The 16,137-nt window shown below is 59.0% G+C and carries 12 protein-coding genes and 2 pseudogenes; 10 read left to right on the top strand and 4 right to left on the bottom strand.

Going from position 1 to position 16,137, the window contains the following annotated elements; genetic code table 11:
- Position 1: 1 nt before the first annotated feature.
- Positions 2-1,483: an FAD/NAD(P)-dependent oxidoreductase gene (locus tag GL286_RS11520; RefSeq protein WP_155095722.1), complete on the top strand. Its 1,482-nt coding sequence runs from the start codon at positions 2-4 to the stop codon at positions 1,481-1,483.
- Positions 1,480-1,824: a RidA family protein gene (locus GL286_RS11515; protein ID WP_155095721.1), complete on the top strand. Its 345-nt coding sequence runs from the start codon at positions 1,480-1,482 to the stop codon at positions 1,822-1,824. The genes GL286_RS11520 and GL286_RS11515 overlap by 4 nt, the downstream gene beginning before the upstream one ends.
- 89 nt (positions 1,825-1,913) lie before the next feature.
- Here GL286_RS11515 and GL286_RS11510 read toward each other — a convergent pair whose 3' ends face one another.
- Both GL286_RS11510 and GL286_RS11505 read right to left on the bottom strand, forming a co-directional pair.
- The gene (locus tag GL286_RS11510; protein WP_170295160.1) at positions 1,914-5,444 is read right to left on the bottom strand and encodes a glycosyltransferase family 2 protein; all 3,531 of its coding nucleotides are present in this window, start codon (positions 5,442-5,444) and stop codon (positions 1,914-1,916) included.
- Positions 5,445-5,475: 31 nt separating this feature from the next.
- A complete protein-coding gene (locus GL286_RS11505; RefSeq protein WP_170295159.1) occupies positions 5,476-6,180 on the bottom strand; it encodes a hypothetical protein in 705 nt (234 codons plus the stop codon).
- On the opposite strand from GL286_RS11505, the gene GL286_RS11500 reads away from it, so the two are divergent.
- The 8 genes from GL286_RS11500 (at position 6,136) to GL286_RS11470 (ending at position 14,267) form a co-directional block, all read left to right on the top strand.
- Positions 6,136-6,939, top strand: a complete 804-nt coding sequence (locus tag GL286_RS11500; protein ID WP_155095718.1) for a hypothetical protein — start codon at positions 6,136-6,138, stop codon at positions 6,937-6,939. The two genes, GL286_RS11505 and GL286_RS11500, sit on opposite strands and share 45 nt — an antisense overlap.
- A 92-nt stretch (positions 6,940-7,031) precedes the next feature.
- Positions 7,032-7,760: a hypothetical protein gene (locus tag GL286_RS11495; RefSeq protein WP_155095717.1), complete on the top strand. Its 729-nt coding sequence runs from the start codon at positions 7,032-7,034 to the stop codon at positions 7,758-7,760.
- Between the two features lie 195 nt (positions 7,761-7,955).
- Positions 7,956-8,711, top strand: a complete 756-nt coding sequence (locus tag GL286_RS11490; protein ID WP_155095716.1) for a hypothetical protein — start codon at positions 7,956-7,958, stop codon at positions 8,709-8,711.
- A gap of 6 nt (positions 8,712-8,717) precedes the next feature.
- Positions 8,718-9,440, top strand: a complete 723-nt coding sequence (locus GL286_RS11485; RefSeq protein ID WP_170295158.1) for a sulfotransferase — start codon at positions 8,718-8,720, stop codon at positions 9,438-9,440.
- A gap of 23 nt (positions 9,441-9,463) precedes the next feature.
- Positions 9,464-10,108 (top strand): hypothetical protein, encoded by a 645-nt coding sequence (locus GL286_RS22150; RefSeq protein ID WP_170295157.1) that lies wholly within the window; start codon positions 9,464-9,466, stop codon positions 10,106-10,108.
- Positions 10,108-12,141: a glycosyltransferase family 2 protein gene (locus tag GL286_RS11480; RefSeq protein WP_170295156.1), complete on the top strand. Its 2,034-nt coding sequence runs from the start codon at positions 10,108-10,110 to the stop codon at positions 12,139-12,141. The genes GL286_RS22150 and GL286_RS11480 overlap by 1 nt, the downstream gene beginning before the upstream one ends.
- 126 nt (positions 12,142-12,267) lie before the next feature.
- Positions 12,268-13,296, top strand: a complete 1,029-nt coding sequence (locus GL286_RS11475; protein ID WP_155095713.1) for a hypothetical protein — start codon at positions 12,268-12,270, stop codon at positions 13,294-13,296.
- Between the two features lie 26 nt (positions 13,297-13,322).
- Positions 13,323-14,267 (top strand): tetratricopeptide repeat protein, encoded by a 945-nt coding sequence (locus tag GL286_RS11470; RefSeq protein WP_155095712.1) that lies wholly within the window; start codon positions 13,323-13,325, stop codon positions 14,265-14,267.
- A gap of 252 nt (positions 14,268-14,519) precedes the next feature.
- On the opposite strand, the pseudogene GL286_RS11465 reads toward GL286_RS11470, so the two are convergent.
- A pseudogene (locus GL286_RS11465) lies at positions 14,520-14,930 on the bottom strand (transposase); the annotation flags it as partial.
- Between the two features lie 145 nt (positions 14,931-15,075).
- Positions 15,076-15,987: pseudogene (locus tag GL286_RS11455) on the bottom strand (IS3 family transposase).
- Positions 15,988-16,137: the final 150 nt, after the last annotated feature.

Here is a 16,137-nt window from a genome sequence, read left to right as displayed (position 1 = left end):
AATGACGGCTGCCGCCGATCTGGCCGATCGCTATGACATCGTAGTGATTGGCGCAGGCCCCGCAGGTATGGCGGCCGCCACCGAGGCAGCCAGCCATGATGTTCGGGTTCTTCTTTGCGACGAGAACCCCGCGCCGGGGGGACAGATTTACCGCGCCATTACCCGCAATAGGCCTGTCGCGTTTAAGTTGCTTGGTGCGTCCTACGCCGAGGGCCTGCCACTGGTGCAGCGCTTTCTGGACTGTCGGGCCGATTACGCGGCGGGGGCAACCGTCTGGAGCTTGCAAGGCGCACACCCCGAGTCCGAGCCCGAGATCGGCCTGACATTGGGCGGATCGGCGCGGCGCATCCGTGCGGGCAGGGTGATCCTTGCCACCGGAGCGACCGAACGGCCCATGCCGGTTCCGGGTTGGACCTTGCCGGGTGTCATGATGGCAGGTGCCGCGCAGATCGCCCTGAAATCCGCATCCGCAGTTCCGCAGGGCCGGATCGTGCTGGCAGGGTGCGGGCCTCTGCTGTACCTGCTTGCCAACCAGCTTTCCGATGCTGGCGCGCATATTGTCGCGTTGCTGGACACGTCAGATCGACGTCAGCGATGGGCGGCGATCCAACATCTGCCAAGCTTTGCCGCATCGCCATATCTGCGCAAGGGTCTCTCGCTGCTCGTCTCGGCCTATCGCAGGATCAAGGTGATCGGCGGCGTGCAGGATATCGCTGTCTCGGGTCAGGACCGCGCCGAGAAGGTCCGCTTCTCGACCCGCAAGAAACAGCACGTGATCGAGGCGGATACGGTGCTGCTGCATCAAGGCGTGATCCCTGCGATCAACTTGACCTCGGCGGCGGGCTGCGAACTGGTCTGGGATGACGCGCAGCATTGCTTCCGTCCCGTCGTCGATGGAGTCGGGCGGACCTCGGTGCCGGGGATCATCTGTGCGGGCGATGGCGCGGGCATTGGCGGTGCCCGTCACGCCGCAGTTGCGGGACGCATTGCGGCAATGACCGCCACGACTGATCTACGTATCGGAACGGATCCGGATTGCGCCAGGCAACTGAGCGCTCTGCAACGTCGGGCGAGATATCTGCTGAGGGGGCGGCGTTTCCTAGACCTGCTTTATCATCCGGCTCCGCAATTCAGGGCACCACGCGATCCCGACACGATCGTTTGCCGCTGCGAGGAGATCCGTGCCGGAACCCTGCGACAAGCGGTCGGGCTAGGTGTGCCAGGGCCGAACCAGCTGAAAACCTTCCTGCGATGCGGCATGGGACCGTGTCAGGGGCGAATGTGCGCCCCGACCGTGACCGAGATCATGGCGGAAATGCAGGGCAAAAGCCCTGCGGAAGTCGGCACATACCGGCTGCGCGCTCCGGTCAAGCCGCTGCGCTTGGCCGAATTGGCTGCCATGCCGCACACCCCCGCCGCCATTCAGGCTGTGGCGGGCCATGCACCCAGCGATTTTCAACCAAACCGAAAGGAAAGCCCATGACCAACCGTTTCTTGCAAACCCCGATCATGCACCGGATCGTCGAACGCAACGGGATGATCTTTATAGGCGGAACTGTCAGCGATGACGAAACGCTAGATATGGCGGGCCAGACGCGGGAAATCCTTGCAAAGCTCGACACCTATCTGGAAGTCGCTGGCAGCGATAAATCGCGTCTTTTGTCGGTGACGATCTTCATCACCGACATGGCCCTGAAACCCCAGATGGACGCGGTCTGGAAGGAATGGCTGGCGCCGGACGCCTTGCCTACCCGCGCAACCGTCGGCGTTGCCGATCTTGGGGGCGATACGCTGATCGAGATCGTAGCTACCGCCTTTATATAGGAGCGTGGCCGCATGGCTATGAAACCTCCGGCCAGTCCGATCACGGCTGGCCAGAGGGAAGGGGACTGTCGCGGCCGATTTCAGCGCCATTAGCTGCTTGCGAATCCCGTCTCGCAATAGGTCCGGTATTCCTCGGCCGAGTTCCAGTACTGGCCCCGTTTCGCTTCCGATCTGGCCTTGCCTGCAAAGCCTGCATGATACTTGAAATGCGCGAAAATAAGGTCGTCGGCCGCAAGCGTGACCTCGGTGGCGTAATGCATGCTGGTCGAGAAGCGCATCCACGGTTGATAACGGACAAGCGCCGTTTTCTGGGCGACGAAAGCCTCAATGCGCGCATCCGGCATCAGCCTGTGCCGCAGGGCACTGGTGAGGGTCTCGCAATTCGAGAAAGGCCCGCGCCAGATGGAATTGCGCAGGAATGGTTCGGCGTCAGATAGTGGAGCCGCGTCGAACGGTGCCTGTCGGTTGAAATCCGCTACGGCAAAATTACCCTCGGGATACATATCGCGCATCAGAACCCGCTGGGCATCGACCGCTTCCGGCAGCTTAGCGATGTGTTCCGCCAGACCGATATTGTGGGGAAGCACCAGGAATTCGTCGGCATCCGCGACGAGCGTCCAGCGGCCGCAGCGTAGCTGGCTCATGAGGGCCAGTTTCCAGTCCGTGCCCTGATCCGTATGCCGGAACTGGCCCGAGGCGCTGAACAGCGCCACGTCTGGCTGTCCGGCGAGATATTCCAGCGTGCCGTCATCGGACAGATTGTCCGCGATAAGGAAGGCTTCGACCCCGAGGTTGCGGTAATGTGCAAGGAAATGCGGCAGGATCGCGCGTTCATTGCGGACAACCGACGCGACAGCAATCTTGGCCTCGATTGCTCTGTTAACGGTGCTTTCGGGACTGATCAGGCAAAGCGCAGCATTGTCAAAGGCTGTTCCGGGCAGGCGGGCCGAGGGCCAGATCCGCGCGGGCAGTAGATGGGCAGCCTGGCTGGAAGACTCGATCCAGGCATTCGGGACAACGCCATCGAAGTGGACGACCTTGGTGTGACGAATTCGGTCATTCGGCATGAAACCTTCCGACCATTGCGGGACAGCCAATCCATCGGAGCAGGATTTGCGCAGGATCAGGCTGTAGTAGTTCCCGCTTTCGGGCATGAAACCCGCCCGCGTCAGCATCGCACCAATCATGCGATCTTCGGAGAAGGCACCCGCGACCAGTCTTCTGCCCTCGATCCGGTTGGCCTCGGCCGAAATCGACGACATTGCGGCACGGCTCAAAGCGTAGCCGGTCGATCCGTCGGTATAGATGCCTTCCAGTGGCAATGTTTCGAAACTTAGGCGGGCAGCGTCGTTCTTGGCGCGGGCTTGATGCCAGTCACGCTCGGCAAGGCCGCCCGATTTGTCGAGTGTCCGGCCATACCAGTCAGTCTGCCGCCAAAGGGCATCGCCGAACCACGCGACCGGATCGACGTGGCAATCGTCGTCGATCTTCAGCATATGAGCAAAGCCGGTTTCGCTCAGAACCCAGTCGATCATCGCGATTATTTTTTGTGGTAGACCTTCATAACTGTCAGAAGCGGCGACTTGCAGGATGTCGCCGTTCAAACGTGTCTCGTCCCCACCCACAAGCACGATATAGGGTATGTTCATCCGCTCAAGATCTGACAACCAGCCCTGCCGCAAAGCTGCGACGCGTGTGTCGAGATTGGCGTGGCACGAAACGACGACGACCAATGTGTCGATCAGTGCTGGTCCGGTCGGAATTCCATTGGGTCGGCGCAGGGCCGTCCGAAACCCCTGAGACGCTCGAAGCGGCAATGCATCGGCCAAAGCTGATAGATCCGGTGCCGCGTCCAGACAGGCGTGCAGGCGGGCCGAGGCACTTCGGGGAAATGGAGCCCGCGCCATTTGCGCGCGTTCGGAACTGTTCAGTCCCCGCACCAGACCCGAAATCACGGGCAGCATTGTGGACAGGATGGCCTTGGCGCGATGCGTACCCTCGGCTACCAGATCGGCAAGCAGAGCGTAACCGATACCGATACCGCAATAGCGTGCCTCGGGGCCGGAGAGCTGAACGAGCAATGATGACAGTTGTTCAATCATCTCCGCAGGATCGGCAGGTCGCTCGGTCAAGGCTAGGGCGTCGGGCGCACCGGGGGCAGCCAAGGCTCGGGCCAGTCCCATCGTCCGGCGTTGCAAGTCGGCCAAGGCATCGGTCGGGGTGTCGGTGGTCGCGCGGCGCAATGCCTTGCGCAGGATCGCCGGCGAGGGCGGAACGGCCAAAGTCCGGGGCGCAAGGTCGGCGCGCAGCAGCGTCGCCGGACCATTGGGTGCCTCGGTCAGGGCGTGATTGGTTTCAAGCGGTCCCGAGCGTGAGGCGCTCATCAACTCGACCTGCAACCGATCGATATCGGCCACGCCCAGATTGCGCAGACGTCGAAGGCCGGTCTCGACCAAGGCTGCATGTCTTGTGGGAACAGTCGCATAGGCGCCTTGCTGCAAAAGGCGAAAGGCTTGCAGACCCGCGAGCAGTTCGGCTGGCATGGTCTTGCCCGCGGATACCGCTGCTGCGACGCCATCCCAGAAGGTCGGCGATGTGCCGAATGCCCGAAGCGAGCGCCAGATGACGGCCTCGGCTAGGTCATTGTCCAGCATATGCAGCGAATTAGCCAGCAATGCTACGGTGCTTCGGATCATCTCGGAGCATGAAAGCGGCGCGCGCGCCTCGGAAAAGCGGGTGATCGCGCTGATCAAGGTCGTGCGAACATTTCCCGACAGATGCCGACCGGCAGCTGTGAACGGATAGCGCAGCGCCCATGCCAGAACCGGCGTTGCCACCCAATCCATAGGGTTCGCGGCGATTTCGTCGGCAAGCTCACATGCGCCGGACTGGTCGCTGGCGCAAAGTCGGAAGGCCATCGCCTGTGCTCGGGTCCACGGCTCAAACGCCCATGACGCAGGCTCGGGCAATCCGTGACTTTGCAGGATCGCGATGAGTTGAGGCAATGCGTCGGCCCGACAGAACTCTACCGTCGCGGCAAGTATCAATGCCTGTTGTGCCGCTAGATCAGGGGCCAAGGCAAGTGCTTTGCCAAGGGCTTCCTCAAGCGTTCCAATCGGGTCCGCATCACCGTTCTGACGGCGCAAAGCCGTGCCGAAGGCGCTGATCGCGGCCTGTCCCGGAAGCACCTTTGTCGGGCTGAACGGTTCGGGGATCAATTGTCCCAGTCCGGTCAATTGTGCCGCCTGCCTTAACCAGTCGTTTTCCTTGGCCGTCAGTGGGGTCGCCGAAAAGCCGCCATAATGGAAATGCTCCAGCACACCGACCAAAGCGGGGGCGTCCCACGCATCGACCGGTTTTGCCGTCAGCTGCGACAGCCGCTCATATATTGCCTGCCGTGAAATCTCTGCTTCGCCTGTGGTCCAGCGGATATGCGCTGCATCCGGTGAGGCGACATCGCGCCAGATCCAGCCGGGAAGCGGGATTTCGACATGACCGGGTCGGGCGGGATCACTGAGAATCTTGAGTCCAATGGAGCTACACCAAGCGTCGGACACATCACCATCGGCAATTTCCAGACTCAGGAAGCCGACCGGCGTGAGGGTGGTGTTTGTGCTCATCCGAACCGACTCTTGCCGCATCATGTATGGCCTATTGCTCATTCCAACCCATATGTTCAACGCTTCTCAGACCGTTTATCTGACAAGCCTCCCGAGAGTTTGTCGATTGATGAAGTGAACCATGAGCAAAGAACCGTCGCTCTCCGATCTGTTGCAGCACGCGAACCCCATGTTCGATGCGCATTGGTATGCCAATCGTTACGCCGACGCCACATCGGGCGATTTCGACGCCGAAAGCCATTTTCTGACCGTCGGGCATCGGCTGGGTCGGGGGACCGGCGCGTTTCGGCAAGACAGGTCTTTGGATGCCGGTCTTGGGCGTGCGTTGGCGCGGCGCCAGCCTGATGCGCCCGCGTCGCACAGGATCGCGCTTTCGTACTGCATTCCGGTGATGGACCGGCTGGGAGATCTGCAACTGACGCTGGCAGAGAACCTGTCGGCCAACATGGCTTATCGCGATCGCGTCGAGTTCGTGGTGATCGTTTTCGAAGATCAGCCTGAAATTGTTCCATGGCTGCTGCAGAACCATGCGGATGCCGCGGCTGACGGCTATCTGCGCGTCATCGCTTTGCCAAGGATGCCGCAATGGCATTTCGGCAAAGCCAAGAACAGCTTCCGGCCCTTTATTGCGGGGCAGCTTTATTCCTCGCTTGATGCGGATAATTTTGTCACGGGCGACGAAACGAGGCTTTTGCTCGATATCTTCGACGCGGAAGGTGCTAGCTTCATCTTCCATCATTTCTCGGGAACTTGGGGTGACGGCAGTTCGGGGCGCGTGACCATGCCCGCCTGGTCCTATCGTCGCGTGGGTTATGATGAAAGGTTTCTGCCCCGACAGTTTGACGAGGTCGATGCGATTCTGTCTGGTCTCGCCAAATATCCCGGACTGACGTTGTATCACTATGAAACCGCGGAAATGGTGCTTGATACCGATAATATCGGCGCCTTCCTGCGTGGTGCAAAACTGGTGCCGCGCACGCAGATGCTGCCGATGCCAGTCCGGCGCGCGGCAGCCAATCCCAAACCGGAAAACTATGTGATCGACAGTCCGGCAGTATCTACAATGCAATCGATCAATGAGGCGATGTGCTTCCTGAAGAACCTTGATCAGCCAGCCGAACGGGAACGTTGGCAGCAAAGGCTGAAGCAGGACACGGAGCGGATCGTTGCGATGACGGATCACCGCAGCTTGTTCGAGTTGACATTCGGGTCGGGGGCATGGGACCGACTCGACGGGCTTGAAAAGGGCGCGGATATCATTGTCACCGCCTCGGACCACGCATGTCGCTTTGCGATGGCCGAAGCGCAGGCCAGCGGGGCACGATTTGCGGTCCTGCATCTTGCACAACTGCCTGCAGTTGCGTCAGACCTGCCTAATGTCATGACTTTTTCTTCCGCGATCGGGAATGAAATTTTCTCTGAAATTGTTCTGTATCAATGCGTTAAATCAGAATCCCTGATCAGGAATTTTGGTTCGGTGACTTGGAATTGTTAAATTGGGATGTTATTGGCGGTTGTATTAACTGCCACAACTTCCGCGTGTCGCTTACAGGCGACGCTCCGCAAACAGCACGATTCGAGCATGCCATGACCCATATGAACGTAGTGATGACCTCGTCGCGTTTCGGAGGCCGCTATTTCCTGGACACGCTGAGCAGGTGCTGTCCCGATATCGTGGTCATGCATGAAGTCATGCGTAAGCATACGGATTCGCATAGCGTCCTGACCAAGCTGACCGGCCTGCCACTCGACAGGCTCAAGAAAATGGCCGAATTCGAGCCGGAGGCCCTTTGGTCCACGATATCTGAATCGGCCAAGGCCAGCGGCAAGAACGTCGCAATTCTGGCCTATTATTACCACCAACCTCGCGATTCCGCGCTTTGGGACCGGATCCGCAACGAAGCGCGTGTCGTCCATCTGGTCCGCCGCAACCTGTTCGAGGCTTTCGTGTCGCGTCAGGCCGCATTCCAGAATAGCTCGGCTCGGCAGAATACCGCCAATGGCGCGTCGCAAAAGGGCGACGGGCTGATGGCGCTGAACGAAAAAGAATTGCGCAGCTACGTGGTCGAGCGCACCAACGATATCGAGTGGTGCCGCCAGACTTTCGGATCGGGGAATTACCGCGAACTGTTTTTCGAGGACATCTCCCGTACATTCGGGACCTGCGTCCATGAGATCAATCGGTTATTCCCCGCCGCCGATGACACCCTTTCGAAAGATGTGCGGCTGAGTGCCCCAATTCGCCGGGCGCTGTCGAATGCCGATCGGATCGCGGACTATGCCTTCGTTGCCAGATTCGACCGCGCTTATGTGTGAAAATGCTGCGGGCACCGGGCGAACAGCGGACCCCTAATCGGCAAGGATAGGCTTAGTCGCCGCCGTAACAGGTACAACCAGCTGCCCTTGTGTGGTAGGCCAGTCAGCCTGATCCTTTGTTGTAGTGCACAACCACAAGTATCAGAACCCCGGGGCTTGATGCTCCCATGTATTCAGAAGGCCTTTTAGATACTCATGAGTCGAGAGAGAGCCAAGCGCAGCACACGTCCGGATGATGACAGGCTTGCCATACGCTTCCAGGAGCTGGCGGTCCTTCAGAAAGCCCTTCTTGCCCAGCAGGCCGAGATAGACGATCTGCGTGTGCAGAACCGCAAGGCCAGCTTTGCGCCTGCTCCGTCTGCCTCCGAAACGGGCGGCAACGATGAATTGACAGCCGCGCAGGGGCGGATCGCGGAACTTGAACGCGTACAGGCGGGTCTGGTCGAAGCCGTCTATGAAAAAGAGCGCCAACGCTTTGCGCTGGCTGTCGAGCTTCAGGATGCGCTGGTCCGTCTGGAAGAGGCCCATCTTGGCGCGGTTGCCGATGGCCCGATCCTTGATGCCGTCAAACCGGACGACCTGTTTCTGGCGCAAGAGGCCTTGCTGCGCGAACGCGAGAAAAAGATCGCCGAGCTGGAAAGCGCATTGGACCGGGCGCAGGAAGATCAGGGCGCGCCTGACTCGATCGACGAACTTGCGAAGCTTGGCGAGATCGTTCGCACGCAGGAAAACCTTCTGCGCGAACGCGAAGATGTCATCGCGGAACTGACCGCTGCGTCGCGGGTCCCTAACGATCCCGAAACGCCCAAGGTTTCCGATGACCTCTTGCGAGCCGTGATGCTGGAATATCACGCGATGACCACATCTGCTCTGGCAGAGCGGGATCACGCGGTCATGACCATAGCCCTTGATGCCAGCGCCGGAATCCAGCGCGTTGAAGCTGCGCGGTAAAGCATGATGAACGAACTGAACAAGATTCCGCAACCAAGCGAAGTTGCGCCGCTATTTCCCGCGCTGGGGGCACCCGAAGGGTTCGTCTTCGTTTTCGGCGTGGGCCTTGCCGGAGACCTGCTGGTCCAGCGCCTGTTGAATTCCCAGTCTGGGGTGTGCATTCGCGGCGAGAACGGCGACGTTCTGAGCAAGATCATGGGCGCATGGTTCGATGCCGAGGCCCGCACCCATAAGGCAATGACCGCACCAAATGCGGATGTCGCCGGACTGATGCGCGAGGTAGGAACGCTGGGCCGTCGTCTGGCCGAAGCCTTTGCCAAGGCGGTTCTGGCTCCGCCGGTCGGGGCGCGTTTGTCCGGTTTCCGCGAGGTGCGCTATCTGGAGCCGGACGTGTCGATCGCCGATCAACTCCGGTTTCTATACGCGTTCTTTCCCGGCGCGCGCTTTGTCTTTTGCCTGCGCGATCCCGAAGCGATTGCTCGAACGGGCTGGTGGCGGAAAGTGCCGCGCGAGGAACTGGTGCAGCAGTTGAGTGATGTTCAGGACGGTTTCCGGAAAAGCGCTGCCGATTGGCCTTCGCGCAGTTGCGTCCTGCAGCTAGAGGATATCGTGCAGGAGCCGGAGAAGATCCGGCCGCTTTTCACCCTGCTGGACCTGCCTTTCGATTCAGATGCCGTTGATCGTCTGGTCCGGCATGTCGATCTCAATGATCCGGAGGCTGAACTGTGATCGAGGCAGTTACAGAAAATCGCATGTCGTCCTGGACGTCGTTTGGCCGCTCCGATGTAACGACCGCATTGCTGTTCGTGCACGCGGGCAGCGATCTTGAGGCCATTTCCCGCGATCTCGCGGCCCGAAATGTCGAGTTGATCGAAAACGGAGAGCAGGCGCTGTTCGCGCTTTGCGCGGCCAGTTCGACCTTGCGGGATTTCGAACCGCTGCGAACCGAGCGCCTGACCGCGATCACCGGAACGGACCCGACCTTGCCATGGTTCGGTGCGGCGATCACCGATCCGAACCGGCTGTCGGACGATCTCGCGCAGATCGTCGGGGCGCATTTCATCAGCCCTGTTACGGCAAAGGCGCGCCGCCGCGCCATCTTCATTACCCAGCCGTTCTGGGAGCGCAATAAGATCATGGACTTCGCCGGATTGATGACGGCCGGCTCACCGGGAACCCTGCTCGTTCCGGTTCTTGAGCCGCGACCGGCTGCCGTGGCCCGTTTCTCCAAAAAGATGGGATGGGACCACGAGGCCAGCCAGAGATCCGTGGAGGTTCTGGAAAATCAGGCTCTCCGACTGACGGATGCCTTCCCGACGCAGACGGTGGTCTGGGATCGGGGCATGGGTCCGGAAGGGATCGACCCCGTCTTTGCGGCAGAGCAAGAGGAAATTTGATGGAACCGCTTCGCGCAATCGATATCGTCGAGAATACTATCGGATTTGATGCGGATTGGTACGCAACCACCTATCCTGATGTCGAATTGGTCGGATTGGGGCCGAAGGAACATTATGCCCGTTTCGGCCACCTTCTGAAGCGTGGCGTCAGTGCAGATCAGGGCGATGTCCTTGAACTGCCCGACCTTGCCGTCGCGCTGCGCCGAAAGCCGAAAATCTCGTATTGCACGCCGATCATGAACCGACCCGACGACGTTCGCGGGACGCTCGCCGCCAATCTCGAGGCCAACCGGACCATTTCCGACCAGATTGAGTTCATCATCATCTTCCTTGACGAAGATCGCGAAACGCAGGACTGGGTACGCACGACTTTTCCGGAAGAATTGGCCAGCGGTTATTTACGAATGATCGTGGACCAGCCTCTGGACGGCTGGCATTTCGGGCGGGCGAAGAACAGCCATCGCTTCGCGGCTCGGGGTCTGATCTATTCGTCTCTGGATGGCGACAATTTCGTGACGATGGAAGAAAGCCAACTGCTGCTCAGCGTCGCCGATGCGAATCCGGATGGTTTTGTTTTCCATCATTTCACCGGAAAATGGGGCGATGGTTCAAGCGGCCGGATCTCGATGCCGATGCATTTCTATCGGGAGGTGGGATATGACGAGTCCTTCCTGCCGCGTCAGTATGACGAAATGGATGTCCTGCTGACGGTGATGAATGCCTATCCGCGGGTTCCGCTTGTGCGGATCAAGGCCGACAATCACGGCTTTGCCTCTAAGCGGTCGCGCGAGTTTTTCGCAGATGCGGGCATCAGCAATCCGATTGTCGAGGTCGAAGCAGTCCAGAACCGTCTGCCGCTGAACCCGAAGACCGACGGGTATGTCGACGAAGACATCTCGATGCAGGCGATGACGACCTTCAATCAGGGTGTGTGTTTTATGAAAAACACGCGCAACCCCCAGATGCGAGATAAATACCTGCAACTGGCGGTTCAGGGGCGGCATCAGGTCGTCGATGCGGTTCCGAGTGAAAAGATCCTTGGGACGCTGTTTCGTTCGAACGGCTATCCGGACCCCGACAGTCTGGAAATCGGAATTGACGATGTCTGCATCTTCGCATGCATGAAGAATGACGAAAACTTCCTTCTGCCATTCTACAACCACCATAAGGCATTGGGCGTGAAGCATTTCTTCATCGTCGATGACGGCTCCGAAAAGCCCATCGCTGAATTGCTGCCCTATGATGACGTGCATGTATTCCATCCCAAAGTGGGGCGCTTCCTGACCGCCAAGGGGATGTGGATCGAAGGTATGATGAAGGGCTATCTGAACGAAGGCCAATGGGCATTGACGTTGGATGCCGATGAATTCGTCGATCTGCCGCAAGGGTTTTCCACGATTCAGGAATTGGCACGGACCCTGCGCGAACGTGGGCAAGAGACCATGGCCACACTTCTGGTCGATCTCGTCCCCGATCCCGAGGCGACAACCGAAAGCCTGACCCGGGCCGAAACGGACTTTCTGGAGCTTTTCAACCACCATGTCTGGGTCGATCAGCCTCTGTCCAAAGAATATGCCCAGCATGGTCCGATCAAATGGGCATTCGGGCCTTATGCAGAATTGTCGTGGAAACTGGATACAAGGTTCCATGCTTTCGGCACGTTCGATAGTCTTCGAAAGATTTCGCTGGCGCAGTTCCGGAAAGGTCGTCACGTCAATCAGGGCTTCCACACCCTGCATTACAATGACGGCACGCCGCAGCCGGGACACGAGATCTGGGACACCGAACTCGTCCTGCCGATCCGGCATTTCAAGCTGCTGAAGCTATTCTCGGGCGAAGCCCGCAAGCGCATGGCCGCGATGGTCGCCGAGGCCAGTTCATCGGCTTATCACGCCAGAACGACCGAAAACATTTCCAAGATTTTCGGCGACGGGGGCGAACAGCAGATGGAAAAGGTACGGAATCTGCCGTGCCAACCGGTATCGCGGATGCTGCTGCATTCGGTCATTCCGAAAAACTACGCTGCGCTCTGAGACGCGCTTTAAATTAGCTGATGCTCCATCATCGGGCGTGCAACGAGCGCCGGACAGACATCGAACAACAAACCAATGATCGTGCAATCAACGCACATCCAACGAGAAAACTGGGCAACGGGTAGAATGACAACGATTTTGCATTTCGGATTTCCGAAAACTGGCACCACATATTTGCAGCAGGTATTTCGGCGGAGTGCGGAAACTTTGCAAGGCGCCGGTGTCATTTATCCGGCGGTCGGAAAGGATTTCAAAGCCCGTCCTCTCAAGCACCTGACGGCCAAACGGCCTCAACCCCAAGCGGGCGAAGAACTGGATGCGTTGCGTTCCGTCATAGATGCCGATGTTGCCCAAAACCCCGGTGCGCATATCCTGCTTTCGGTCGAGGAAATCGCGGCCACAGTCATGTCGCATATCAATGCGACGACCATCGGAAGTTTGCGCGATTACCTCTATCGCTGGGGCGAGGAAGTACGCCTGATTGTCTATGTGCGGCGACCGGAGGACTTCTATCTTTCCATGATGCAGGAGAAGTTGAAGCGCAGCGGCGGTCTGGTGGCTCCGGAAAATTTCCGTACCGATTTCGCCCGGATCATCAGGACCTACGAAGAAGCGTTCAATACCCGCGCAATCGTTCGTCCGTTCGAGCCGCAACAGTGGCGCGAAGGCGATCTGCTGGTCGATTTTCTGGATCAGATACGGGATCTGGCCGATGTCGACCATACGGCCCTGTCGTCCGAGGTGAAACGCAGCAACGAGTCGCTCAGTGCGGAATCCATGTTCGTGCTCGATCTGTTGCGCCGCTTCCCTGAAAACATGAACGATGTTCCGGACTACAGCTTCGCCGCCTCCGAACGGTTCTGGCGTGCATTGCGTACCATTTCCGAAGAGGCTGGGTACACGTCCAAGCCGAAACTGTTCCGCCACGTCGCCGAGGCCGTTGCGGCGGCGAACCTGTATGACACCGAAGAACTCTACAATCGTTATGGTGTTTCGTTCGGCAATCAGTCTAAAAGCAGCGACGACGTTCCGCCGTCAGAGGGAGTGAGGCTTTCGGAAGTGGAAGGCTTGGTCCCGCTGAACCGTGATCATGCGTTGCGTATGATCAGTGTGTTCTGCGCACGAGAGAATGCGTACAGAGTTAAGAATACTTAAGGTGCCATTCGGCGCAGAGAGAAACTATGGTTGCCTCCACTATCTTCGAAGATGATCAAATTCTGGTTCAGTCGGCGCCTGCCGCTGAAGGGGTGCGCAGCCCTGTAGCCGTACTGTCGTACAGCCCGATGAACCATGATTTTGCAGCCAAAGGCATTCCGGCACGCGCGGCGCTGCAAAGTTTGAACTTCGATGTCTTCGGCATTATTGCCAAGAAGAATAACTGGTATCCGCAAAGTTCGGTGGAGGCCGCCGCTGTCGCTCTGCGCCCGCTGCTTGGTGAATATTCGCAGAAGATTGCCTATGGCAGCAGCATGGGAGCCTATGGCGCGATCAAGTACAGTGCGCTGATGGGGTGCGATCATGTGCTGGCCTTGGCACCGCAATATTCGATCGACCCTGCGGATGTTCCTTGGGACACCCGTTTCCGGCAGCATTTCAGATCCGAACTGAATACGGGAATGGGTATTGCGACCGGCGACGTGTCCGGACGGGTTATTGTCGTCACGGATCCAATGTTACGCGTTGATCTTCGTCATTTCGAGGTGATCGCACAATGCAGTCAGGCCGATCTTATCCCCGCATATTTTTGCGATCATTATGTTGTCAATCCGATCGCTTCCCGCTTGATCCTTGCCGCTTTGTTCAAGGCGGTGCTCGACGGCAATATCGATCAGGCCCGCGAGGTTTATCGGAAGGCGCGAAAAAGTTCGGCCTATTATCGCGGTTCTCTGATGCATGCGCTTGCGGTCCGACGCATGAAGCAGGGACGGCTGGATAGCGCGGTTGCGGCCTGCACGGCTTCTATCGAGAGCATGCCGAAGCAGGCAGAGTTCCTGCTCACGAAAAGCCGTGTCCATGTGCTGCGAAAAGAGCGCGACGCCGCAATTGCCGCCGCAACCAGTGCCGTGCAGCTGGATCCGACGCGGGAATGGTATCAACGGGTTCTTCGCGAGGCCGAGGCCAGTTAAGGCTTCGATTGCTTTGTTCCTGTTATTCGCAGAATGCAGGTCGCGAAGGTTCCCGTTTAACCTTCGCGGCATGCTCGCTTTCCGGAATGTGAATAGCCCCGAGTGTCTTAGACGGCTGTACGTCTGATCAAATGCTGCTGTTCGAACTCGGCTGACGACAGCATCCCGTTCTTCGCGTGCTTGTCCTTCAGGTTGTCGAGGCACTATCGCGCGAGTCAACTTAGGACCGCCGATCCCTTCCTCCAGACGCACTTATGCTGACGGCACCGTGAGCGGGATACCGAGTGCCGTTTCGCGGTCCATGACCGCCGCGCGGATCTTGGCCTCGGTGACCTAGCGGTCGAAATCGCGGGACATCGGCCACTGGCCGAGCAACTTCACGCAGTTTGCTTTCGTTTCCACCTTGTTGCGGCGATGGTACCCGCTCCAGTTCCGCCACAGCGTCCGGCCAAGATGCTTCGACGCCCGCAGGATTTCGATGTGCGCCCGTGGTCCAGCGTTGTCCGGCTGCCATGGCCGTGCGTTCTTGCGGGGAGGAATGACCGCCGCCGCCGCGCTTCGGGCTGCGATGGCGTCGTGGCAGATGTGCGTGCCAGAGGCGCCGTCGGCGGTAACTGTAGCAATCTCCTCGTCCGCGGGGAGCAGGGCGAGAAGGTCCGGCAGTGAGGCCGTAAAATACGACAAGCGGCTATATAAACGACACAACCACATTGAGATCATGTTCGGTCGCCTCAAGGACTGGCGATGGCTTGTGACCTGCCCCCCTTTCGTCCCTCGTTCATAACGAGAGTCTGCCGGTTCGAGATTGTTATTCGAGGGGCTTCAGATTGCCGAGCGATGAGTGCGGCCTGACTGCGTTATAGTCGTAGCGCCATAGAGCGATCTTGCGGCGAGCATCATCCAGGGCGTCGAAGATGTCCTCATTCAGCAGCTCATCGCGCAGGCTGCCGTTGAAGCTTTCGATGAAGGCATTCTGCTGCGGCTTGCCGGGGTCGATGTAATGCCGGGCGACGTCATTCTGGTCGGTCCATTTCAAGATGACCCGACTGGTGAACTCAGTTCCCCTCCTCGGGAAAACGATCCCCCGGATCGTTTTCTGATCCTCGCCGATCGCTGACGATGCCATCGGGCTTGCCGTAGATCCGCACCAACGCATCCAGTTCACGCGCTACCCTGGCGCCCGAGATGCTGGTGTCGGCAATCAGGCACAGGTTCTCGCGACAGCAATCGTCGATGACTGCCAGAATGTGGAACTTGCGTGACGCCCCGAACGTGTCTGCGACAAAGTCCAGCGACCGGCGCTGGTTCGGTATCAGGGCCAGAGGCATCGGCGTGCGTGTTCCACGGGCCCGCTTGCGGCCGCGCCTGCGCCGGACCGAAAGCCCTTCTTCACGGTAGAGCCGATACAGCTTCTTCGGGTTCATCAGCATGCCCCTGCGCTCCAGCATCAGACCGATCCGCCGGTAGCACTGCCCCCGCCGCAGCTTCGGTGTCGTCAGGGCTTTCCCAGCAGATCCTTCAGCACGATGTTGTCCAGCATCGCATTCGCCGGCAGGCGCTTCAGCTTGCCGTTCTCGTCCTCGAGCGCTTTCAACCGCTGGGCGTCGGACACGTCCATACCGCCATACTTGGCCTTGAGCTTGTAAAATGTCGCCGGGCTGAGCGAATGACGGCGGCACACCTCCGCCGTCGCCATCCCGGCTTCCTGCTCCTTGATCATTCCGATGATCTGTTCGTCGGGACTTACGCGGTGCCATCAGGCGCCACGGTTCCCTCCTCATCGGTGAAGCGGCTTTTCCTCATGTCGTCTGCTCCTTCGCGGCGAAGCAAACTCTACATTAAACCCAGGGACCTTCCGGGGGGCAGGTCA

This window comes from Paracoccus aestuariivivens (assembly GCF_009711225.1).
GTDB classification, from domain to species: Bacteria; Pseudomonadota; Alphaproteobacteria; order Rhodobacterales; family Rhodobacteraceae; genus Paracoccus; species Paracoccus aestuariivivens.
This window is presented reverse-complemented; position numbering and strand designations above follow the sequence as displayed.